The sequence below is a fragment of the Streptomyces sp. NBC_00005 genome, from assembly GCF_045160215.1.
Taxonomy (GTDB): Bacteria; Actinomycetota; Actinomycetes; order Streptomycetales; family Streptomycetaceae; genus Streptomyces.
Genome location: NZ_CP108316.1, coordinates 680,641 through 701,284, shown reverse-complemented (window position 1 = coordinate 701,284; position 20,644 = coordinate 680,641). Strand labels below are relative to the sequence as shown.

Annotated in this window: 20 protein-coding genes and 4 pseudogenes; 13 read left to right on the top strand and 11 right to left on the bottom strand. The window is 67.3% G+C overall.

Going from position 1 to position 20,644, the window contains the following annotated elements:
- Positions 1–49: 49 nt before the first annotated feature.
- On the top strand, positions 50–1,201 hold the full coding sequence (locus OG303_RS03595; protein ID WP_405864615.1) for an LPXTG cell wall anchor domain-containing protein: 1,152 nt from the start codon (positions 50–52) through the stop codon (positions 1,199–1,201).
- A gap of 228 nt (positions 1,202–1,429) precedes the next feature.
- Complete coding sequence (locus OG303_RS03590) at positions 1,430–1,864, top strand: VOC family protein (protein WP_405864613.1); 435 nt, start codon at positions 1,430–1,432, stop codon at positions 1,862–1,864.
- A gap of 369 nt (positions 1,865–2,233) precedes the next feature.
- On the opposite strand, the gene OG303_RS03585 is transcribed toward OG303_RS03590, so the two are convergent.
- Positions 2,234–3,130, bottom strand: a complete 897-nt coding sequence (locus OG303_RS03585) for an aminoglycoside phosphotransferase family protein (RefSeq protein WP_405864611.1) — start codon at positions 3,128–3,130, stop codon at positions 2,234–2,236.
- A gap of 293 nt (positions 3,131–3,423) precedes the next feature.
- Here OG303_RS03585 and OG303_RS03580 point away from each other — a divergent pair, with 293 nt between their 5' ends.
- From OG303_RS03580 to OG303_RS03555, 6 genes and pseudogenes are all read left to right on the top strand, one after another.
- Positions 3,424–4,356 carry a DUF4232 domain-containing protein gene (locus OG303_RS03580; RefSeq protein ID WP_405864610.1) on the top strand — a complete coding sequence of 311 codons (933 nt, stop codon included), beginning with the start codon at positions 3,424–3,426 and terminating at the stop codon, positions 4,354–4,356.
- 585 nt (positions 4,357–4,941) lie between these two features.
- On the top strand, positions 4,942–5,079 hold the full coding sequence (locus tag OG303_RS03575) for a hypothetical protein (RefSeq protein WP_405864608.1): 138 nt from the start codon (positions 4,942–4,944) through the stop codon (positions 5,077–5,079).
- On the top strand, positions 5,079–5,642 hold the full coding sequence (locus OG303_RS03570; RefSeq protein WP_405864606.1) for a hypothetical protein: 564 nt from the start codon (positions 5,079–5,081) through the stop codon (positions 5,640–5,642). The genes OG303_RS03575 and OG303_RS03570 overlap by 1 nt, the downstream gene beginning before the upstream one ends.
- Before the next feature lie 415 nt (positions 5,643–6,057).
- Positions 6,058–7,056 (top strand): bacteriocin fulvocin C-related protein, encoded by a 999-nt coding sequence (locus OG303_RS03565; protein ID WP_405864604.1) that lies wholly within the window; start codon positions 6,058–6,060, stop codon positions 7,054–7,056.
- Between the two features lie 201 nt (positions 7,057–7,257).
- Positions 7,258–7,725: pseudogene (locus tag OG303_RS03560) on the top strand (helix-turn-helix domain-containing protein).
- Positions 7,722–8,250: pseudogene (locus OG303_RS03555) on the top strand (transposase). Before OG303_RS03560 ends, OG303_RS03555 begins: the two co-directional pseudogenes overlap by 4 nt.
- 97 nt (positions 8,251–8,347) lie before the next feature.
- Here OG303_RS03555 and OG303_RS03550 read toward each other — a convergent pair.
- Together OG303_RS03550 and OG303_RS03545 are read right to left on the bottom strand one after the other, a co-directional pair.
- Positions 8,348–9,382 carry a CU044_5270 family protein gene (locus tag OG303_RS03550; RefSeq protein ID WP_405864602.1) on the bottom strand — a complete coding sequence of 345 codons (1,035 nt, stop codon included), beginning with the start codon at positions 9,380–9,382 and terminating at the stop codon, positions 8,348–8,350.
- Positions 9,379–9,984 carry an RNA polymerase sigma factor gene (locus OG303_RS03545; protein WP_405877064.1) on the bottom strand — a complete coding sequence of 202 codons (606 nt, stop codon included), beginning with the start codon at positions 9,982–9,984 and terminating at the stop codon, positions 9,379–9,381. The genes OG303_RS03550 and OG303_RS03545 overlap by 4 nt, the downstream gene beginning before the upstream one ends.
- Positions 9,985–10,560: 576 nt before the next feature.
- On the opposite strand from OG303_RS03545, the gene OG303_RS03540 reads away from it, so the two are divergent.
- The 3 genes and pseudogenes from OG303_RS03540 (at position 10,561) to OG303_RS03530 (ending at position 11,802) form a co-directional block, all read left to right on the top strand.
- Positions 10,561–11,151 carry a snapalysin family zinc-dependent metalloprotease gene (locus OG303_RS03540; RefSeq protein ID WP_405864600.1) on the top strand — a complete coding sequence of 197 codons (591 nt, stop codon included), beginning with the start codon at positions 10,561–10,563 and terminating at the stop codon, positions 11,149–11,151.
- A gap of 52 nt (positions 11,152–11,203) precedes the next feature.
- Positions 11,204–11,320 (top strand): annotated as a pseudogene (locus OG303_RS03535) (IS5/IS1182 family transposase); the annotation flags it as partial.
- A gap of 92 nt (positions 11,321–11,412) precedes the next feature.
- Entirely contained in the window at positions 11,413–11,802 is a 390-nt protein-coding gene (locus OG303_RS03530) for a VOC family protein (protein ID WP_405864598.1), read from the top strand.
- A gap of 655 nt (positions 11,803–12,457) precedes the next feature.
- Here the strand turns inward: OG303_RS03530 and OG303_RS03525 are convergent.
- The 6 genes and pseudogenes from OG303_RS03525 to OG303_RS03500 all read right to left on the bottom strand — a co-directional run bounded on the left by OG303_RS03525 (position 12,458) and on the right by OG303_RS03500 (position 16,183).
- Positions 12,458–13,498 carry an MBL fold metallo-hydrolase gene (locus OG303_RS03525; protein WP_405864596.1) on the bottom strand — a complete coding sequence of 347 codons (1,041 nt, stop codon included), beginning with the start codon at positions 13,496–13,498 and terminating at the stop codon, positions 12,458–12,460.
- A gap of 29 nt (positions 13,499–13,527) precedes the next feature.
- Entirely contained in the window at positions 13,528–14,004 is a 477-nt protein-coding gene (locus tag OG303_RS03520) for an ATP-binding protein (protein ID WP_405864594.1), read from the bottom strand.
- A gap of 126 nt (positions 14,005–14,130) precedes the next feature.
- Positions 14,131–14,262, bottom strand: a complete 132-nt coding sequence (locus OG303_RS03515; RefSeq protein WP_405864592.1) for a hypothetical protein — start codon at positions 14,260–14,262, stop codon at positions 14,131–14,133.
- 279 nt (positions 14,263–14,541) lie between these two features.
- Positions 14,542–15,162 (bottom strand): TetR/AcrR family transcriptional regulator, encoded by a 621-nt coding sequence (locus OG303_RS03510; RefSeq protein ID WP_405864590.1) that lies wholly within the window; start codon positions 15,160–15,162, stop codon positions 14,542–14,544.
- A gap of 80 nt (positions 15,163–15,242) precedes the next feature.
- A pseudogene (locus OG303_RS03505) lies at positions 15,243–15,523 on the bottom strand (acetyl-CoA C-acetyltransferase); the annotation flags it as partial.
- 3 nt (positions 15,524–15,526) lie between these two features.
- The gene (locus tag OG303_RS03500; RefSeq protein ID WP_405864588.1) at positions 15,527–16,183 is read right to left on the bottom strand and encodes a TetR family transcriptional regulator; all 657 of its coding nucleotides are present in this window, start codon (positions 16,181–16,183) and stop codon (positions 15,527–15,529) included.
- A gap of 38 nt (positions 16,184–16,221) precedes the next feature.
- Between OG303_RS03500 and OG303_RS03495 the strand changes: the two genes are divergently transcribed.
- Both OG303_RS03495 and OG303_RS03490 read left to right on the top strand, forming a co-directional pair.
- A complete protein-coding gene (locus tag OG303_RS03495) occupies positions 16,222–16,812 on the top strand; it encodes a MaoC family dehydratase (protein ID WP_405864586.1) in 591 nt (196 codons plus the stop codon).
- A complete protein-coding gene (locus OG303_RS03490) occupies positions 16,809–17,477 on the top strand; it encodes an alpha/beta fold hydrolase (protein WP_405864584.1) in 669 nt (222 codons plus the stop codon). Before OG303_RS03495 ends, OG303_RS03490 begins: the two co-directional genes overlap by 4 nt.
- 219 nt (positions 17,478–17,696) lie before the next feature.
- On the opposite strand, the gene OG303_RS03485 is transcribed toward OG303_RS03490, so the two are convergent.
- Together OG303_RS03485 and OG303_RS03480 are read right to left on the bottom strand one after the other, a co-directional pair.
- Positions 17,697–19,373 carry a class I adenylate-forming enzyme family protein gene (locus tag OG303_RS03485; RefSeq protein WP_405864582.1) on the bottom strand — a complete coding sequence of 559 codons (1,677 nt, stop codon included), beginning with the start codon at positions 19,371–19,373 and terminating at the stop codon, positions 17,697–17,699.
- Between the two features lie 349 nt (positions 19,374–19,722).
- A complete protein-coding gene (locus OG303_RS03480; protein WP_405864580.1) occupies positions 19,723–20,502 on the bottom strand; it encodes an SDR family NAD(P)-dependent oxidoreductase in 780 nt (259 codons plus the stop codon).
- Between the last annotated feature and the right edge of the window lie 142 nt (positions 20,503–20,644).

The following is a 20,644-nucleotide window of genomic DNA, read 5'->3' as shown; positions in this document are numbered from 1 at the left end:
CTTGGCGAGGTTCGTGGCCGCGGGGGTGATCGGGGTGGGTGTGCCCGCCATGACAGCACCTGCGGCACACGCCGACGAGGCCGAACCAGACCTCGTGGTCTCGTCGTTGCCCACCGCCGTGCCGAAGCCGGGGGAGACCTACGGCCAACCCGTCACGATCACCAACAACGGAAGCGCCGCCGCGACCGACGTAACCTTCCGCATCCGTCTCACCCGCGGGCTCGACTTCACGGCCCCCGAGGAGGGCTGCACCTACACAGTCCTGGCCGACCAGGTGAGGCAGGCGCTGTGCAAGGTGGATCAGGACATCGAGCCGGGTGCCTCCGTCACCACCCACGTACGCTTCACCGTGCTGTCCAAAGGGTTGTTGGAGGTCGTCGAGTACGGAACGGGTCGCACCGGACAGCCTCCCAGTTCGGAAGGGTTCGACGACAGCTACCGACGCCTGGCGCTGAGCGTGGACAGCACCGCCGACCTGGCTGCTGCTGGTAGCGAGGCCACTGCCGAGCGGGGCGATCTGGTCAAGGTCACGGCCACGCTGCGCAATGACGGCCCGGGATGGATCCACAACCAGGAGAGCGACGATCAGCCGGGCCTGCTGGTCCGGATCCCGCAAGGCACGAAGGCGGTCCAAGTACCCCAGGAGTGCGCGCCGTTCGGGATCGACGGACCGAGCGGTCCGTCGGAACCCGGACATCCGGTGTACGTGTGCTGGCACAACGACAACCTGCTGGAGGTCGGCCAGTCGCTCAGCTATCTCTTCGTGCTGAAGGTGGAATCCGCGTCCGGGCAGACGCGAGGTGAGGTGAAGGCCACCTCCGTCTACGACATCCACCCCGCGTTCGACAAGAACCCCGCCAATGACACGGCGTATCTGACCATCAACGTTCCGGACGGGAACGGACAGGGTCCGGGTGGTTCTTCCGGCGGCTCCAGCGGCGGCCACTCCGGTTCGGGCGGCCAGGGCAACGACCCGCAGGCCCAGTCGGTGGGTGGTTCGAGCAGCAGCGGGGCCCAGTCGTCGATCTCCGGCGCCGGCGGCAGCGCAGGCGACGTCGTCACCGAGGCGTCGCACGGGAGCCTGGCCGGCACGGGCGCCGACGAATCCGTGCTTGTGGCAGCTGCCGGAGCAGTCGTACTCGTCGCGGGAGGATCGGCAGTCCTGTTGGTCAGGCGCCGGTCTGCGGCAACGACTCGCTGAGCGTGCACGGACCTGCCCCGTCCTCGCGCCGGGTCGCTCCGCAGCGTCTCCGGCCGGTGTCCCGTCTCATGCGAGTATTGGCCCCTGTCGCAGGTGATCTGGGCCGATTCATGCGTCGTCTCAGGCGATCTGGTCCGTTGGCGCTACTCATGTCACGCGGGACCTCGACCCGCACGTCGATGAAACCCCGGGATCTCGATTAGCAGCACGCGCCAATATGGTGGACCGATGACGTCGATCAAGCAGTTCCAAGTCACCTTCGACTGCGCAGAACCTGAGCGCCTCGCCCGTTTCTGGTGCGAGGTGTTGGGGTACGTCGTACCGCCGCCACCGGAGGGGTTTGCCACTTGGGACGATTTCAATCGCTCGCAGTCACCTGAGCAGCGGGATTCATGGTTCGCCTGCAGTGATCCAGCAGGTGTGGGCCCGCGACTGTTCTTCCAGCGCGTCCCCGAAGGCAAGGTCGTCAAGAATCGGGTGCATCTTGATGTGCGGGTCGGCACCGGGCTCGTGGGTAAAGAGCGCCTGGCCGCACTTGAGGCCGAATGCGCACGACTGGTCCCGCTCGGCGCGGTACACGTGCGAACGCTGTATGCCGATGGCGTCAACGAGTCGTGCATCCCGATGCAGGACATCGAGGGCAACGAGTTCTGTATCGACTGAGGGGCCACGATGCGCTGGAGCATGGCCGAGGAAGCGTCTGCCTCTGCGGCGGGGGTTGCTGCGTCGATGGGCCTCAACTGCTTCGACCCGCAGGCAGGGAAGCTCCGGTCCCAACCGAACAGCAGCGACGGACCAGATCAACCGAGGCGGCACCGGGCAACCGTGCGACCGGGGTCAGGTCCACTGAGATTTCCAGCGTCACAGCGTCTCCGTTCTTCTGGTCGCTGCAGGTCACAGGCATCACCGTGGACCAGATCATCTGAGACGGGACAGATCCTGTCCCGTCTCAGCCGATGCGTTCCCGTTGGTGCTGTCGTCGGTGGGGGCGGCAAGCGATCGTCTCTATCACGGCCTGCGATCGGGGCGACATCACTCCATCGACTCCAGAATGCGGTCGAGTGTCCGGCGCCCCATTCTGCTCATCGTCGGATTGCTCTCGACGTAGTACCAGACAACACCCATCGCCTGTTCGAACGCCCATGCCTTGCCGCGCTCCCACTCCAGATCGTCACAGAGCAGTGTCCGCCGGAGCACTTCCCGCGGGCCTGGCTGCAACAGGTGCCAGGCACTGACCAGATCCAGCGCGGGGTCGGCCGGGCCGAAGCCGCCGGTGTCGAGTACGCCGCTGAGCCGGTCTCCTGCGACCAGTACATTGCCGGGAATCAAGTCACCATGGCTCATCACGTCGGCACCCGTGCGTGGCAACTCCCGAAGGTGGCTCCACACCTGGCGCAGCCGGGGCACGTCGAGCAGCCCCTTACTCTCCTCGAAGCACTTCGCCATCCAATCGTCGTGGTGAGCGAGGACGCCGCCACGACTTCCGCCGCTGAAAAGCCGCCCCCGCGTCTCGGCGTCCCGGAGGGCTGCGATGAAGGCCGCAAGGTCCTCGGCAAAAGCGTCCGACCCACTCGGATCGGCATCAGAGGCGACCGTTCCCGGCAGCCATGTCTGGACCGACCACGGCATGGGGTAATCCGCTCCAGGCTTTCCCAAGGCGACGGGTTCCGGGGTGGGGAACCGAGACACCTGTGCCAGCTCCGCGCTTGCCTGGGCTTCCTGTTCCAGAACCGCCAGCGCCTCGGCAGCATCGGCCAGACGCAGTGGGAAACGCGCTGAGAGGTCGTTCCCGATGCGGAAGATGGCGTTGACCGTCCCGGTCGACGACAGGAGTTGGATCGCCTTGCCGCTCCACTGGGGGAACTGTTCTTGGATCAAGGTCGCAACGATTTCGGTGGTCACGTCCACTTGGTCATCGTGCATGGTCATCTCTCGCAGGCTCTTCCACTAGTCCAATGCGAAACGCCGGAAGCAGACCAGATCAACTGAGACGACAGCCAGTATTTATACGCCAGGGTCCAGATCAACTGAGATTTTCGGCCACCCAGGTGTCTCAACCGTTCTGGTCGCCCCAGGTCACAGCCGCGGCTTCGGACCGAATCACTTGAGACGGGACAGCCGGCTACTCACCCCGGAGGCACCGCCGCGCTTGTGACACTCCTGTGACCGGAATTATGGCCTCCACCACATGCGTGAGGTTCATGCCCTGGTGAGGTGATCGAATGCGAAGACCTGCTTTCCCCTTGTCGGCGCTCGCCACGACCGCCCTGTTGCTCACGGCCTGCGGGACGGAGCACTCGGGTGCCGGGAACTCCGAAGCTCGCGCGGCCGCGCCACCGTCCCGCACGCAGGTCGACGATCCGGGCAAGGACGGCGTACGGATCACATCACTGACCCTCCCGTCCACCTCCCCCTCGCCCACCCACAGCTATTCCGTCTCTGCCGGCAGCCTCGCCACAGACTCAGGGATCGTCGCCTCCTTCGAGGTCACCAACGCGAGCACCGAGCCGCTGACCTACTCGGTCATCGTCACCTTCATGAGCAGTGATGGCGGGGCGATTGCCAACTCCACCGCGACCGTGCGCGACGTTGGCCCGGGGAAGACGGTGAGGGGCACGGTCCGGGCCGGGCAACTGCCACTCTCCGCCCCGCGGGTGACTCAGGCAAAGGTCCTTGGCGTGGCCAAGGTCCCGGCAGACGAGGCGCCGGCCGACCCCGGCACGTGCCCCGCTTCCGGGATCCGCGTCAGCGTCGACAAGGGCGACGCGGCCATGGGACTGCGCATCGTGGGTCTGCATCTCGACAACTGCGGCACGCGCAACTTCACCCTCGAGGGTTACCCGCTGCTTGAACTCCTGGACGACGACTTCAAAACCGTCCGCGGCGTCAAGATCCTGCACGGCAGCAGCGAGATCACCACCGCTGCCGGGCCCGACGAGCAGCCCCGTCCCGTCACGCTGAAGCCAGGCGAGTCGGCGACCGCCGGCCTGGTGTGGCGCAACACCACCGAGTCCGGCACGCCCGTGAACGTTCCCTATGTGCGCGTGCGAGCAAAGGCCGGCGCCGACTCGGTCATGGTAGCTCCACACCTCGACCTCGGGACCACTGGAAAGCTCGGCGTCAAACCGTGGGCGAAGGCGGACTCGGCCCAGTAGGACTCCGTCAGGTCTCACTGTCGGCCCTGTTCGCGAGCCTGTTGGGCGTGCGTTCCGCGCGTGACTTGGCCAGGGTCCCGTCGCCGGCTGACGCGGTGGCGCGAGACCTCGGCTCTCATGAGGCGACCAAGGAGGTAGGGGGCGCTCGCGAAGTGGCCTGGCTGCCACGGTGGTCCCGGCCGCGTCCGGGCCAGCCGTCCCAGGTGAACTCAGCTCCGAACCCGCGGGCCCCTCCGTGCCAGTGCGAAGGCCAGGGAGAAAGCGTCGGCGCCTGCACGCCGTCCCGTGACGTCGTAGAGCCGAGCGGCATGGCGGCAGCAGCGCTTCCCACAGTCCACCAGCGGCAGAGCCGCGGGCGGACAGGGCACTCACGACATCCTGAAGGGTGATCAGATGCCCTCTCAGGCCGACGAGACGTGGGACGCCCGACCGCGCGACATCGCTCTTTCGGGAACCTGACCCGCCCGATGTCATGTCTGCGGGGCCACACAATTCGAACCACATCGAATAGATGGCTCGTTGTGGGCGGAACGCCTACGGTTTCGCCGAAGTGCTCGCCATCGATTCGAGAGGACGGCATGCCGTATGGAGATCGCCGAATCGCAGGCTCACCGGGCCGCCGCATGGTTGTCGGCACACCGCTTCCCGCTGTTTGTGCTGCTTGCCCTGGTCGCTCTCGTGATCACGGGCGTCGGGGCGTCGATGTGCTGCTTCGCCGACTGATGACGCAGGACACGGTGCCGCGTACCGACGAGGCAGCGCTCGCCGGGAGCGAGGTGCGGCCTGGTCGTGACAGGGGAGTGGCGCGCGACGCGCGGCCGTCCGATGTGCGCCCGCGCGACGCGCGGCCGTCCGATGTGCGCCGCATGGAGGCGTGGGTCGGACGGATCGGCGCCGCCACGCTCGGGGTGCTGTGGATCGAGGGGGCGCGCGGGTGGCTCCACGCCGGCAGCACGATGGGGACGGGCATGGCCCGCTCGCACGTGCCCTTCTTCCAGAACGGCCACTTGGTATCGACGACGTACATGGTCCTGGCCGCGGTCCTTTTGTTGGGTGCGTTGATTCTGCCGACAAGACACCTCACCTACGCCCTGACGGCCTGGACCTGTGCGCAGGCCGTCCATCTGATCTACCACGTCTACGACATGGACATCGTGGCTCCCGCCGAGCGGCTGCGGCTGTTCGGTGGTTTCACCGCGAGCCTTGCCGTCGCTGTCGCGCTCATCATGCTGCTGCGCAAGGCCAGTGCCCGGAGGCCTGGCGAAACCCCATCGGGACGTCGATGATGGTGTCCCCCATGAAGGTGTAGCCGATCAAGGTGTGCCAGTGGGCGGGCGCCTGTCCGGGGCGGACAGCTGATGGGGGAGGCCACTCCGCGCGCGTTACTGCGGTGAATTCCGGGCGGAGCGTGCCGGCCGCCACGCCCGGACTCGACGGCAAGCGCCTCCTGGGCGAGTCCTGCCCCAACCGGAATCGCCGCACGAGCACGACCAGTTGGTCTCACGCAGGGCATGTGACGACCAGCCGCACCGGTCACACGTGAACGGCTCGTGAGCGGTTCGCCCGCCTGGCACGCCAGCACGATGGTGCGGGAAACGGCACGGCGTGCGGTTCAAGGCACACCACCTGATGTCCCACCCAAAGACCCGTCATCACATCAATCAGCCGCCGTAACTTGTCGCGAGGACGGAGATCCCATACATGCGCGCCACCGATGGACACAGCTATGCCGAGTCGGATGTTCGCTGGATGCTGGCTTTCGACGCGTCGTGCTCGACCTGCCGCGCCATGTCCTCGATCGTGTTCAACGCCTGTGACAAACGGCTGGAGGTGGTCGCGCTCGGCCGTGCCGATGCCCGCGCCTGGCGGTTGAGCGCACTGGGGCCCGACGCCCCCTGGGAACCGACTCTGCTGAAGGTCACCGCCGGCGGGGGCGACGCCGCTGCCGCGCCGGGCCGACCCGGGACCGACGGCGAGTCCATCCGGGCATGGACGGGCCCGTCGATGACGCTCCAGCTGATGCGACGACTGGGCCCGCGGGCCACGGTTCGCGTCCTGCGGGCGCTGGGCGAGGCGCGCGAGAAGAACCGCTCCCAAGTCAGCAAGGGGTCCAGCCGCGCGCAGTTCCTGCGGGTCGCCGGAGGGCTCGCGGTGGCCTCGACCATCTTGTTCAAGGGCGGTACGCCGGCCTTCGCCGCGGGCCAGGACACTGCGGCCGCAAACGAATGGGTGGAGGCCAACGCAGAGCGCCTTCCGACCACTTACTCCGATGTAACCGCCCTGCCACTGGCCCACCGCCGTGCCGTGCACGCCGCATTGCCGCCGGCTGCCCGCAGCCGCCTCTGGGTGGAGCACATAGACCGCTTCCGCGCCGCGCATACCGATCTCACCCCTCGGCAGGGCAGGGTTATCGATCGGGCCCGCAGCGCCGCCTCGGACCCTGCAACCTTCCAGCGTCGCCCGCTCGCACGCCCCCAGCACAGCGACCTGACCGAGTCCGCGATCGCCGCATTCGGCAAGGAGGAGGCCGTACAACTGCTGGCCACGCTCGGACCGGCGGAGGCTCTGGCACAGGACTGCGCGTGCAGCTCGTTCTCGGACGCGTGCCTCTTCAGCGACTGCATCGGAGGCGGATGCACGATCTCCGACGGCGGGTGTGGCGAGTTCTGGATCTGGGACTGTGACGGGATGTGCCGCTGAGGACCGGTCCAGTCCCATTTACACTCACGGGCTTCCACGTGCGGGTCAGAAGCGGCTGCGTTCAGGCTTGTTTGGCCGAATCTGGCGCCGCGTACTGAAGTTGTGGCAAAGGCGAGTTCCCTTGGGGGTGCAGCTACTGACCTGCAAAGCGTGGTGTCGGCAGGGGCTGACGGCTCATGATCCCTGCGATAGGTCGACTCCATGCGGTATGCGCAAGGGGGCGTACTGACCGACGAGCGGCGGGTCTTCCGCGAGAAACTGCGGGTGCAGGCGGCCGAGCGGTTCGTCCAGGGTGACGAGAACGCGATCATCGCGCACGACCTGCGGGTCAGCGTCCGGTCGGTGCAGCGCTGGCGCAAGGCATGGTCGCAGGGCGGGCCGAGAGCCTTGGCCCCCAAAGGGCCGGCGTCATTGCCGCTGCTCAGTGACAAGTTGTTCGCTGTGCAGGAGCAGGAGCAGGAGCAGGAGCAGGAGCAGGAGCAGGAGCTGGCCAAGGGGCCGAGGGCGCACGGCTGGCCGGACCAGATCTGGACCCTGGCACGGATCAGAACGCTCATCGGGCGTCGGTTCCACAAGGGCTCACCGTAGGAGACCTGGCCGAGCGTGGAAGGACCGTGGCGCCGCTCGATACCTGGCTCGTCTTCGAGGACGAGGCCGGCTTCTCGATGACGTCGCTGACCGCTCGTACTGGGGCCCGGCGCGGCCAGACTCCCGTTGGGCGCGTGCGGAGCCGCTCTCGCCGCCGGTTGTCCGTCGCCGCCCCGGTCTGCTACAAGCCCGGCGAACGCTCCCGGCTGATCTACCGGCCGTGCCCGGGCGCCCGACCCGATGGACGCAAAAGCTTCTCCTGGAAGGACTACCGCGACCTGATCCAGACCGCCCACCAGCAGCTCGGCGACCCGATCGTGCTGGTCTGGGACAACTTGAACACCCATCTGACGGCCGGGATGCGCCGCTACATCGCCGAATGGGGCTGGCTCACCGTCTACCAACTCCCGCCCTACGCACCGGACCTCAACCCGGTTGAGGGCATCTGGTCGGTACTGCCGCGCACCGCCACGGCCAACCGTGCTTTCGCCGATCCGCAAGACCTGATCACCTGTCGTCCGGCGAGGCCTACGCCAACTCCAGTACCGCCACGACGTTTTCGACGGCTGCCTCGCAGGAACCGGACTGGCGCCCGCACCACCATGACGACGGCACGCATTCAAGGTCAGTAATCACATGCACGCGCACGCGCACGTGATGGGCGGGCCCGACGAAAGTGCCGGGCCCGCCCATTTCACGTCCGTTACCCAGCGGCAGGAGACTCGCCGGCCTTGTCGACCACGGCATGCTCCAATACGGCGCTGCTGGACAGCAGTGTGCCGGACTCTCCGTAGGACTCGTCCTTGGTCAGGTAGCTGCGGGAGCCGAGGAAGGCGTAGTCCTTCTTGTCGAAGACCCACTCGGTCCTGATGCCGTAACGGGTGTCGTTACGGGCGATGCCGAGGCCCTGGCGGCCGATGGCGTCGCGCGCCTTCGGGGCCGGGGTGACACCGGGGATCTTCGCCGCGGCCCGGTAGAGGGCGGCAGCGGTGCGGGGCGGCATCAGCCCGCCGAGCAGCGAGCCGATCTGCTCGAACACCGCCTGGTCGCGCTCGCGGCCCTGGGCGTGCGGGGTCTTCGTGTACAGGTAGGTCAGTAGCTTGTCAGGGTTGGTGGGCAGGGAGCTGAGCCAGTGGTAGGTGGGCCGGTTGATGCCGGCCGCCGTGCCGTGGGTGTCGCCGAGTTCGGCGTTGATGGGGGAGGTCTCACCGTCTTCCCGGATCAGCCCGAGCTTGAGCAGACGCGCCGGCTCCTGGGCGTACCACACCTCACGGTCCACCAGGGGGCCTAGTACGGCCTTCCCGGTGGTCAGGTCGGCGCCGCGGGTCTTCTCCTTGGTGTAGACGAACTGGTCGTCCCGGATGGTGGGGGCAGTGTGTTTCCCGGCGGCGGCGGAGATCCGGTTGAGGAGGGCCGCGGCAGGCTGCATGTCCGTGGCCGCGCCGTGCGACGCGGTGCCGGAGGACCCCTTGTCGCTGCCGGTCAGTGCGATTCCCGCGGTCAGTGCGCAGGCCAGGGCCAGCGCGGTCGCCGGCGCCAGGAGCGCGGGCCGTAGCAGCCGACGGGCCGGCCGGGTATGTACGGCCTGGTCGCGGTCGATGGTCTGCATCAGTAGATCCTTGTGACGAAGGTGCTGCTCGCGCGGAACGTCCCAGTCGGCCGGGGGCGGTAGCAGGCGGGCGATCTCTTCGCGGTCGCCGCGCCACTCCCGGGAAGTGGAGGTGGTCCTGTCCTTCATGTGAGCTCCTCCCGCACGGGCAGGGCCGCGATTGCGGCCGCACTTGTCATCTCTCCGCGGGCAGAGCCCGGTTCCAGGTTTTCTTCCGCGAGACGGGCGAGCTTCTTGCGGGCACGCGAGAGCCGGGAACGTACGGTCCCGACCGCGATGCCCAGAGCCTCGGCCGTCTGCTGGTAGTCCAGGCCGGACCACACGCACAGGGCCAGCACCTCCCGCTCCTGGCGTCTCAGCCGGTCCAGGGCGACCTGAACGGCACGCAGGCGGCGCGCGTCATCGATGCGTCCGGCCAGCTGGGGCGCGAAATCCTCCACACTCGGCGGCCGGGGCTGACGCGCCAGGAACAGCTGGCGTCGGCGCAGGCTCCGCCGGGCGTTGTCCGCCTTGTGGGTGGCGATGCCCAGCAGCCAGGGCAGCAGGGAACCGCCGTCCTCCTGTACCCGCGTGCGCGTGTGCCACGCGGTCAGGAACGTCTCGGACATGATCTCTTCGGCTGTCGACCAGTCGCCGGTCAGGCGCAACCCGTGGTTGTACACGGCGCGGGCGAACTCCTCGTACAGCTGGGCGAACGCCGCGCGGTCCCCCTCGCGCACCCGGCGGCGCACCTCGTTCTCTGAGTCCTTCACACCCTCTTCTCTCCACGAAGCGGGTGGAGTTCCTGTGGTCTGCGTCACCTGCCGGCACGACTGCTCAAGGGAACCGTGTCAGGCGGGTATCCCGCGCTCGGCGCGGGTGACTGTCGAGGCCAGGGCACCTTCGCCGGTGGCGATATCGACCATCCGTCGAAAGTACGCGCTTGGTTCGCTGCCCGTCCAAGGAGGTCGCCGACAGATAGGCAGGCAGATCGCTGGACAGATACGTTCTCCTTCAGCCGCAACCCCTTGCAGGCCCAGGCTCGGACCAGCCGACACCACGACGACCTGGCATCCGACACGCAGTCAGCGTCGGGCAGGGCGGGGGCAGACGAGATCCTTGACCGGCTGCTCAGCCGTCCGCTCGAACTCACGACCGAAGAAGGGTGCGTTCCGCCCTCCTCTCGTCCGATCGACGGTCACCTCCTGTGCACTTTGGGCCAACTCGACAGAGACTGAGACTCGATCACCGACAGAGATGTTGTCGTGTTCGCGACGGACTCGTTCACTGTGGGCAGCAGGTGAGACTCAAGGAGGTACACCCGTCTCATGATCAAGCGAATCGCCGCACTGGCGGCACTTGTCCCCGCCATGCTGAGTACTCCGGTCGGCGTCGCTTCGGCGCGCTCCGCGCCGCACGCGCCCCCGGCTGTGGTCACCCTGACCTACGACGCCAGCGATGCCGGTCAGTGGGAGGGCCCGATCAAGCAGGCCGTACAAAACTGGAACGACGCGGTGCACAACGTGCGCCTGGAGCCGGCGAGCACGCCCAGTTCGGCCGACTACATCTACGAGGCGACCAGCGGCTGGCCGCAGACCACGTTGGGGCCGATCTTCCCCGACGGCTACGGTGACGTGCAGCTGGGCCGGCAAGCGGTTGACGAGGGCTACGACGCGATCCGGATCGCGGTGCACGAAACCGGGCACATCCTGGGACTGCCCGACGACTACAGCGGCCCGTGCTCGGAGGTCATGTCCGGCCATGGTCCCGGCACGTCCTGCACGAACGCCAAGCCGGACGCGGCCGAGGCGGCGCAGGTCGACAAGAACTACGCCGACGGCACACCGGCGGTGCGCTCGGATCACCACCAGGTGGTGATCGACATCTGGTCCGGCCGGGTTCTCACCGGCTCGCGCTGACGGGCCAGCAGCACGCCTGCCCCAGGCACCTCGCCGCGCGGCCCACCCATCCTCCTGGCCGGCTGGATGTCGGCGCCTGCACCGCCGCTACGAACGCACGGCCCAGCACTTCCTCGCCTTCGTCGGTATGGCCGCAGCTCTCATCAACTACCGCCGCCTCACTTCGTAGACAACAGCGACTAGGATCTACCAGGACATCGCGTGTCGATCACCGGCTGGGTGAGGCATGGAGGTGTCGGGAGGTGCCTTCGGAGGCATTCCTTGTCAGTTGAGTTGAACCATGCGATCGTCCACGCCCGGGACAACCGGGAGTCCGCCGAGTTCTTCGCGGACCTGCTGGGCCTTGAGATCACCGCGGAGTGGGGCCCGTTCATCGCGGTCGGCCTGAGCAACGGCGTCACGCTGGACTTCGCCACGATCCCCGCGGACCACATCGCCATGCAGCACTACGCCTTCCTGGTCTCCGAGGAGGAGTTCGACGCGGCGTACGCGCGGATCAGCGAGCGCGGCATCGAGCACTACGCCGACCCACACCGGCGACAGCCCGGCGCGATCAACCACAACGACGGCGGCCGCGGGGTGTACTTCATGGACCCGGCGGGCCATGCCATGGAGCTGATCACCGTGCCGTACGGCGGCTGGACCTCGTAGGCACCTGCGCCGAGGGCCGCACCTCAGCCCGGGGTGCGGCGCTCAATTGCCGGTTGTGCCCGATGTGTTCGCGGCTGGCGCCTGGCGATTACCTGAAACTGCCGCCAGGCGGGGAGCCCGCCCTCCGTGGTTGCCACTGAACGCTGGCAGGACCCATAAGAACTCGTTGGATGTGCAGCGGCTGGTCCCGGGGGAGTCCCGGCACGGTCGCCGCCCTCCAGGCGACGGTCTGCCGCAACGGTGTCCCGGAGTTGGCCTCAAGAGGGCGCTGTTCGTGTTCGACGGCGGCCACGATTCCGTCCGCCTGGCTTTCGCACTTGCTGGAACTGCGGCCCAGATCCTCGTCCAGGTTCGTTCCGACCGGTTGTTTTATGCCGGCCCGCCACCTGTAGGGGCGACAGGCTCGGGGCGGCCGCGCCGCCACGACGCGGAGTTCACCTGCTCCGACCCCATCAGCCGGCCGGTCGCGGACGCCGTCCACACATGCGGGGACGAGCGATACGGCGCGGTGACCGTGCAGATGCGGCACCGCTTGCACGCCAAGCCCCAGCAGCACCACGGACACGGCAGCCGCGGCCCTCGCCCGATCGTCCCGGGCACCCCCGTACACCCCCGGGCACCCCCGTACACCCCCGTACGAAGGTCACTCAAGGGCTCACCGCACGCGCGTGTACATGTTCACGCCGTTCACGAACGCCACCGTGGCCCGGTCGTGCAGTACGAGGACGTCCAGGTGCGCAGCCGTCTCATTGACCGCCAGCATCCGGTTGAACGCGCTCAACTCGCCCAACGGCACTGCCCGGCGCGTCCAGCTCAGCCTGCGTGCGACGGCGTGGGCGTCCAGCGTGCTGTCTCCCAGGGCCGACAGGCTCTTGCCCAGCCGGTCGTCGTGGTGTGCGAGAAGCTCGGCGACCCGGTCGTGCGCACTGGGGGTGACCGGTCCGTGCGCGGGGAGCAGTCGCGCGTCGGCGTAACGGGTCATGAGTCGCAGCGAATCCAGGTAGTCGGCGAGCGGCAGGCCGCCGGGTTCGGTCAGTTCGAAGCCGATGGACGGGGTGATGTGGGGAAGGACGTGGTCACCGGAGAACAGCAGCCCGCGCTGCTCGTCCAGGTAGACCACGTGTCCCTTGGTGTGTCCGGGAGTCGGGAGGACTTGCAGCTCGCTGTCGCCGAAGCGGAGGGTCTCTGCGCCGAGCCAGCGGTCGGGGGCCTCCCACACACTCGGGTCGTACCCGCTGTGGTCCATCGCCTGGATGTGGTCGGCCAGTTCACCGGCTCCCGCCCGCCGCAATATCTCCAGCGAGGATGTCGGTTCGCCGCTGCGCAGCCGGTCCAGCATCTCCAGCCCGGGGCGTTCCCCCGCGCCCAGGTAGACGCGCGAGCCGAGCAGTCGGCGCAGTTCCACCGCCTGCGTGTAGTGGTCGCGGTGGATGTGGGTCACCAGGATGTGGGTGATGTCGCCGAGGTCGCGGCCGATGGCGGTCGTGGCCTCCTCCAGCGTCTTGCGCGCCTCGGGTATCGCCCAGCCGCCGTCGATCATGACGAGGCCCCCGTCGCCGGTCAGGTCCTCCAGTAGATAGACGTTGACGGCATGCAGATGGTCGTTGGGTAGTGGCAGGGGAACGCGGTGCACCCCGGGCTGGATGGTCTGGACTCCGGCTGCGTCCCACGGGCCCTGGTCGAACCGCGTCGTCATGACTCTCCCTCGCTGATGTACCGATGTATTCACGCTGAACAGTGGAGGCCCGCGCAGGCTCGCCAGCCCTGCATATGAGGCCGGATGGCGGTCCAGTCGGCCAGGAGGCCCACGAGGCGCAACCCGCGGCCGGCTTCATCCGAAGGTGCCGGGAGAAGGGACCGAGAACTGGCGGGTGAACCACTGTCGGTGACGTCGATGCGCAGGTCGCGGTCGACCAGCGAAATGCGAATGGTCATGTCGGTTCGGCCATGGCGGGCGGCATTGCCTGCCAGCTCGCTGACGATGAGCTCGGCGCGGTCCTGTTCTGCCTGTGCGACTTGCCAGTGAATCAGATGAGCGGTGACGAATCGACGCGCTGTTCGCACCCGGCTTGCGTCTGCCGGCAGGGCGATGACTGCGCTGTGGTCCGGTGGCCGCGGAGGCGGTGGCCACGTTGGTGCGCTCACGGAACCGGATTCTTCAGACAGTCTGGGGGGTGCAGCAGTGGCGGTGGTGGAGTACATGATCGAGCCTTCCAGCAGCGGTGCCGCCGGTGCCGGGCTGAGCCTGCTGAGCCCGGATTCACCCCGCATGGTGGAGCGGGGGGTGTCTGGAGCTGCAGCAAACAGCTTCTGGGGCTACCGCGTCCCCTACCCATCGGCGACATAGGTGTCGAAGTCTTCTCTGGACTTCCCGTTGGTCCCCTTGTCCGGCAGAGCGACGAGGAAGCGGACGCCCGGTTCGACCAGGTTCTGCGCCTGCTCCGGATGCGGACGGTCCATGCTGGCGAGGGATGCGTACAGACGCCTTGGCAGAGCGCTTTTCCGGGGGCAATGCGTTGTGGTCCGGTGGCTTGTCAGCGGCCGTACCGGCCGGTGAAACGAGCACCTGATTTGAGTTCAGTTCAACACTGTACCCCGGTCAAACGCTTATGCCAAGAGCCGGCCGCCGACCGGATGCTGGATCGCCAACTCGGAGCGGCCGGGGCAGAACAAAGCCCCGTGGCAGACGTCTCATACGTCCGCCACGGGGCCAGGAGGCCTACGGGAGAGACCGGGCCGTCAGGTGGCGACCATGCGCACGCAGGCCTCCTCGATCAGTTCGCTGACCTCCGACAGAGGTGTCGTCCCCGACGGCCGGTACCAGCGCCACACACCGACGATGAGGCCGAGCATGCTCGCGCCGAGCAGTTGCACGTCCCGCAGCGGGAAAGCGCCCTGGGCCATGCCCTTCACCAGCAGGTTCATCCAGTCCCGCTCGACGACCTGGACCAGCTGGCGGGCCGCCACGCGCTCCGTCTCCTCGCGCTTGGACTTGCGTGCACCGGAGAGGAGGTCGATGTGGTTCTGCAGGATGCGCATCTGCAGGACCTCGAAATTGGATACGTCGTACGCCGCACGGACCGCGGCCCGCAGCGCCTCAACCGGGTCCGCGATGCCCGCAGTGGCCTCGGTGAACTTGTCGTGGGAGCGCTGGAGCTCCAGCCGCATGATGGTGAGCAGGCAGTGGGTCTTGGACTCGAAGTAGTGGTAGAGCGCGGTCTGGCCGATGCCGACCCGCTCCGCCACGGTGGACCACTTGGTGGCCTCGAAACCGGTCTCGCCGAACCCGTCGACGGCAGCCGTGAGGATCGCCGCACGCTTGGACCTCGGGCCCGCTTCCGGTTCAACGATCCTTGTCATGCACCCTCTCTCCTGCCGTCACTCGCTTGTCGGTACCCGAGGGTAAACCCAAGTTGAACTCGGTTTCCAATCGGCTGAGGTCAATGGGATTCGAGCACGGTCGCCTTCGCCATACCGTCGCCCTCGCGCATCGTCTGGAGACCACAGCGTCCTCCGGTCTTTCGCAGCTGGTGGTCGAGCGTGTCATGAGCCGGGCGCCCGTGGCGTCGAGCGGGCCCGGGCGCGATGGCGCCTCCGAAGGCGCTGACCTGCTCCTGGGTGGCGCCGGCCCCGTCTGCCAGGCGAGGACGACGGGGGTGAGGGCCTCGTTGATCTCGACCAGGTCGATCTCGTCGATCGACAGCCCGGCCTTGGCAATTGAGCGTCAGACGCCGATCTTCGCGACAGCCAGCTGACGTTCGACGAAGAAGTCCTCGACCTGTCGCAGCGACACGGTGCCTCCCGGCCGGTACCAGTGCCAGACGCTGGTGTTCATTCCCAGCAGCGCTCGCGCAAGCATCGCGGGGTCGGCCTCCGGGATTGCACCCTGGTCCATCCCGCGCACGAGATAGGTCGCCCAAGCGAATTCGAGCTCGCGCAGGCGTTCGCGGGCCAGCATCCGCGCCGACTCCTCCGACTCGGACTTGCGCCGGATGGCCGCACGCCCTTGCTCCGCGACGAGGATCCGCATACGCGCCACCTCATGGTTGCTGAGCCGGAACCCAGCACGCAGGGCCTCGCTCAACCCCGCGTCGAAGTCCTGCGCGTTCTTCGTGACGCGCTCGAAGTCTTCGCGGTGGCCCTGGAGAGCCTCGGCCAAGATCACAAAGAGGCAGTGCACCTTCGACTCGAAGTAGTAGTACAACGCGGTCGGCCCGATGCCCACCGCTCGGGCGACGTCGGCCCACTTGCTGTCCTCGTAGCCGTCCCGGGCGAAGATCTCGATCGCTTTCGCGATGATGACCTCTCGTCTGCCCCCGGACGACACGTGTTCGCCCGGACGCTCGCCCGCCCTGGCTGAGGATGTTCCCGCCTTCGACATGATGCTCCCGGCAACTCGGCTGTCACCACAATACCAACTTGACGTCAGTTGAGCTTGATCCTCATCCCTCCTTGCCAAATATTGCCATGCCAACATTGAAGCCAACTGAAGTGACTTCTGTTTATGATGGATCACTACATCGAACGAGGAGCATGAGGTTGACCGGAACACGTGACGCCTTCTTCGAGGACTTCGCCGAAGGACTCGTGATCGAAACACTCCGTCGGACCATCACAGAGCCCGATCTCGTCGGCTTCGTGCAGATCGCTGGGCTTTTCGAAGAGATCTGGCTCGATGCGGGCAAGTCGGCGCGGATCGGACTCGGAGGCCGTGCGGTGCCGGGCGGGCTCACCTTCGCCATCTCCGAGGGACTGTTGGTGCTCACCGGGTCGATGGGCAACGCCGTGGGCATGCTCGGCATCGACAACCTGCGCTGGAGCCACCCGGTCTGCGTCGGCGACACCGTGCACGGGCGCAGCAAGGTCACCGAAGCGCGCCGTAGCTCGTCGAAACCCGACCGCGGCGTGGTCACCATCGCCCACCAGCTGCTCAATCAGGACAATGAAGTGGTCCTGAGCTACTCCAGCACCCGGCTTATCGCGGCCCGCGGAACGGAGAAGTGCGCATGACGACCACCCGGCCGCACTGGATCATCATCCCCGGCGCCGGCGGCGTCGGCCTGACCTGGACAGCGATCGCCGAGGAGCTCGACGCGACGATCACCCCGATCCCGTTCGCGGACTCGGTCACCGAGATCGCCGAAGGCATCGCCGCAAAACTGTCCGAGCACGACGGCCCGCACTACATCATCGGCGCGAGCTCGGGAGCGATGGTCGCGCTGGAACTTGCCCGGTTCGTCCGCGTCGATGGATGCCTGTTCACCGCGAGCGGCTTCGGCATCGAGGTCAGCGACCGGCTGCTGCGCTGGCTGGCGGACGATCCACCCGGTATCCATACCAAGATCGCGAAGATCGGCCTCGCCGACGACGGAGCCAACAGGGACAAACTCGACGCGGTCGTCGCCGACTATGACGCCTGCGGCGCCGAACTCCATGTCAGCCAGCTCTCGGCAATCGCCCGCTACCGTCCCGACAGCGACGTGCTACGTCCGTTCTCCTTCGTCCTCTGGGGCGACCACGACAGGTCCATCCCGTTCGAGGCGCACCGCGTGCTCGCGATGGAATGTGGCGGCGCGCTCGTGCCGCTCGAGAACTGCGGCCATCTCGTGCACGTCGACCGGCCCGACGCGGTGGTGGCCTGGGCACGTCGCCTCGAAGCCGTGACCACCCGCTGAGCGACAGCCGAACATGGCGGCGCCGCTCAGCGGGTGGCAGGCCCGCCGTTACGGACGGCCCGGGGCGAGCACACCCTGACGGCCATCGCAGTCGGTTGAATACGCCCTGCCGGCTGCCGTAGTTCTCGGGCAAGCGAACCCATTACTGTCCGGTGGGGAACTGCGGACGCACTTGCTCGATCCGGGCCCACTGCACATCAGCCGACGATTCGAGTCGACTCATCGGCTGGCCGGCGGGGCCGTCTGATCCGCGTGTTTCGCGCTGTCCGCGATCCGGCGGCGGATCTCGGCCCGGTGGTACTTGCCGACATCGGTTCGGGGCAACTCGTCGAGGAGTACCAGTCGTTCCGGCAGTTCCTGTTTGGGTAGCCCCTGCTCGATCAGGAACCGGCACAGTTCGTCGAGGGAAGGGGCGGCGCTTCCGGCCCGCGGAACGGCGACTGCAGTTGCCGTCTCTCCCAGACGGGGGTGTGGCTCCGCCACCACCACGACGCTGTCCACGGACGGATGCCGAGACAGAAGGCGTTCCAGCTCGAGCGGGTCGATCTGCAGCCCTCCTCGCCGGATGATGTCCTTCGTGCGGCCGCTCCAGGTGAGGTAGCCGGTGCTGTCGAGGACCATTGTGTCGCCGGTGTCGTAGAACCCTTCGGCGTCGACGACGGCAGCGGTCACCTCTGGCTGGCCTGCATACCCGAGGAACAGGTTCGGCCCCCGGCACCGGTAGCTACCCGGGGTTCCTTGCGGAACCTCCTGCGCAGTCTGAGGATCAAGTAGCTTTCCTTCCATGCCCGCGAAGGGGATACCGTCGTGCGACAGCCGGTATTCAGACGGCTCGGTGAGTCTGCCGAGGGCGTGCCCTGGCACCTCGCCACATCCGTAGTTCCGAATGATCGGCAGCTTCAGCGAGCGTTCCGCGCGCAGGAAGAGCTCCGCACCGGCGGCACCCGAGGTGACGATGCGGAGCGAGGCGAGCCGGTCGACCGCACCCTCGACACCGAGCAGGTCGTAGACGTGCGTTCCCATGGTCTTGAGTACCGTTCCCTGCCAGCGGGCGATCTGCTCGGCCGCGTCGGGGGCACGCCAGCGGCCCACCGGCAGCACAGACGCCCCGTGCATCAAAGGAAGGTAGATGTCGAACAGTGAGCCGCCGGCGTGACCGTAGGGAGCGATCGAGACGAAAACGTCCCGTTCGGTGAAGTCGAGCGCCTCGGCCATCTTCCGCGTGGCGTACACGAGCGCGTTGGAGCAGTGGACAATACTCTTCGGCGAACCCGTGGTGCCTCCAGTCGACAGCACGAGACAGGGATCGCCGCCGCCGACCGCAACGGGCGACGCGATCGGCCCGTTCACCGAGACCGCCTCGAGGACAGGGATGTCCGGGGATTCAGCGTGCTCGAACTCGCCCTGCAGCATCGCGATGCGCCCGGGCACACGCAGATGTTTCCTCCACAGGGTCCGCCACTCTTCGTGCTCCAGCTTGTCGCCCATGAGTACGACACCGCGGACATCGAATTGTTCGAGCAGGCGCTCGACCAACGCAGGCACGACCGTCGGTGCCCTCGGCACGAACACCCAACCGCCGATGGACGCCGCCAACTCCATCACCACGCCCTGCCATGAGTTGGGCAGCACGGCCAGCACGGCCTTCCCCGGCTCGACACCGTCGGCAAGGAGGCGCCCCGCGATCCTGCGGGCGCGGTCCCAGAGTTGCCCATAGGTGAGCTCGAGCGCGCCGACGACGGCCGCGCGCTCTGGGTGTGTCGAGGCCCAGTGCTCCACGAAATGGGCGAGGTTCAGGTCCTCCCAGTAGCCCTGCTCCCTGTAGTGCTGCTGGAGCTCCGCCGGAAGAAGCGGATGTGCCGCACCGGCCGAACGTTTGTTGTTTACAAGCGTCACGTGCATCCTCCTCGCCTCACCATTTTCCAAGACGTCGCACCCGCCGAGCGAACGACCGTGGTGCCCAGCGCGATCGTTGCCACGTTCGCCTGGGCACTATTGGGCCAGCGGTCGAACAAGAGCGTTCCCATGACGTGGTCGTCGACCACCTTACGAGCGTCGACGTGGAACATTGCGAGGTAGAGTTTTGTGAACTCGGGTTGGATATGAATAGGACTGCAAATTCGGGCAGTCCTTCACTCACTTGTGCTGAGGTCAGTTCAGTAATTTGGGTTGCGAACACGTGCAACCTCTGTGCCTGCAACACCCGGGAATGGCCGACCTGACCAGGACGCGTTGTGCGGAACAGTCAGGGGTCCGGCGGGCCCAACGAGCCGGCAGTGAGGCTGTTGCGGCCGCCGTCGACCACGATCGCCTCCCCGGTGACGAACGACGCGGCCGAGGAGGCGAGGAACAGGACAACCTCGGCGACCTCGGCCGGCGCCCCCAGCCGACCCAACGGGGTCAGCCGGGCGACTTCATCGCTGACGTGCCGGGGAACCTGCGTCGCCATCGGCGTGGCGATCCCGCCGGGAACAACGCTGTTGATCCGGATGCGCTGGGTACCCAGCTCATGTGCCATCGCCCGGGTCATCGTCAACAGAGCCCCCTTGGCAAGGCTGTACACGGGTGCCGCGGGGTGGCCGAAGAGCCCGTCCACCGACGCGTTGTTGACCACCGAGGCGCTCGGCGCAGCCCGCAGGCTCGGGAGCAGCTCACGGATCAGCAGGAAAGCACATTCCAGATTCACCGCCAGCACGCGTCGCCAGTGCTCCATACCCACGGCCTCCACGGACACGGCCTCGAAGAGCCCCGCATTGTTGAACAGGACATCTATCCGCGGACAGCGGTCGATGATCCGTCGGGCGACGCGCACCACTTCGCCGGGCTGTGCGAGGTCAGCCACGACGGCCTCGACGCTGAGCCCCTGGCCGACGAGCTCGTCGGCCAGGGCGCTGTTGGCGTCCGCGGTGACATCGACAGCCACGACGTGCGCGCCCTCCGCTGCGAACCGCTCGACGCTGGACCGGCCGATGCCGGAGGCGGACCCAGTGACGACCGCGACCTGGCCGTGGAAGCGGTCGTTCATCGGGGCCTTCCTTCGTGGATACCCCGGCCTTCAGGCCGGGGAGGGAACGAAGCTCCTGCGGAGCGGGGCAGGAAAAGCCGGTTCGCCGCCAGGGCGGACCGGTGTCCGCCGTCCACCGGCCGACACCTGCCACTCACACGGA

Coding starts and splice junctions, on each gene's coding strand:
- OG303_RS03575 (WP_405864608.1), top strand. CDS start 4,942: ATGGAGATCGCCGAATCGCAGGCTCACCGGGCCGCCGCATGGTTGTCG.
- OG303_RS03580 (WP_405864610.1), top strand. CDS start 3,424: ATGCGAAGACCTGCTTTCCCCTTGTCGGCGCTCGCCACGACCGCCCTG.
- OG303_RS03590 (WP_405864613.1), top strand. CDS start 1,430: ATGACGTCGATCAAGCAGTTCCAAGTCACCTTCGACTGCGCAGAACCT.
- OG303_RS03595 (WP_405864615.1), top strand. CDS start 50: ATGACAGCACCTGCGGCACACGCCGACGAGGCCGAACCAGACCTCGTG.
- OG303_RS03515 (WP_405864592.1), bottom strand. CDS start 14,262: ATGGACCGTCCGCATCCGGAGCAGGCGCAGAACCTGGTCGAACCGGGC.
- OG303_RS03510 (WP_405864590.1), bottom strand. CDS start 15,162: ATGACAAGGATCGTTGAACCGGAAGCGGGCCCGAGGTCCAAGCGTGCG.
- OG303_RS03570 (WP_405864606.1), top strand. CDS start 5,079: ATGACGCAGGACACGGTGCCGCGTACCGACGAGGCAGCGCTCGCCGGG.
- OG303_RS03565 (WP_405864604.1), top strand. CDS start 6,058: ATGCGCGCCACCGATGGACACAGCTATGCCGAGTCGGATGTTCGCTGG.
- OG303_RS03525 (WP_405864596.1), bottom strand. CDS start 13,498: ATGACGACGCGGTTCGACCAGGGCCCGTGGGACGCAGCCGGAGTCCAG.
- OG303_RS03490 (WP_405864584.1), top strand. CDS start 16,809: ATGACGACCACCCGGCCGCACTGGATCATCATCCCCGGCGCCGGCGGC.
- OG303_RS03585 (WP_405864611.1), bottom strand. CDS start 3,130: ATGACCATGCACGATGACCAAGTGGACGTGACCACCGAAATCGTTGCG.
- OG303_RS03550 (WP_405864602.1), bottom strand. CDS start 9,382: ATGAAGGACAGGACCACCTCCACTTCCCGGGAGTGGCGCGGCGACCGC.
- OG303_RS03520 (WP_405864594.1), bottom strand. CDS start 14,004: ATGTACTCCACCACCGCCACTGCTGCACCCCCCAGACTGTCTGAAGAA.
- OG303_RS03540 (WP_405864600.1), top strand. CDS start 10,561: ATGATCAAGCGAATCGCCGCACTGGCGGCACTTGTCCCCGCCATGCTG.
- OG303_RS03480 (WP_405864580.1), bottom strand. CDS start 20,502: ATGAACGACCGCTTCCACGGCCAGGTCGCGGTCGTCACTGGGTCCGCC.
- OG303_RS03500 (WP_405864588.1), bottom strand. CDS start 16,183: ATGTCGAAGGCGGGAACATCCTCAGCCAGGGCGGGCGAGCGTCCGGGC.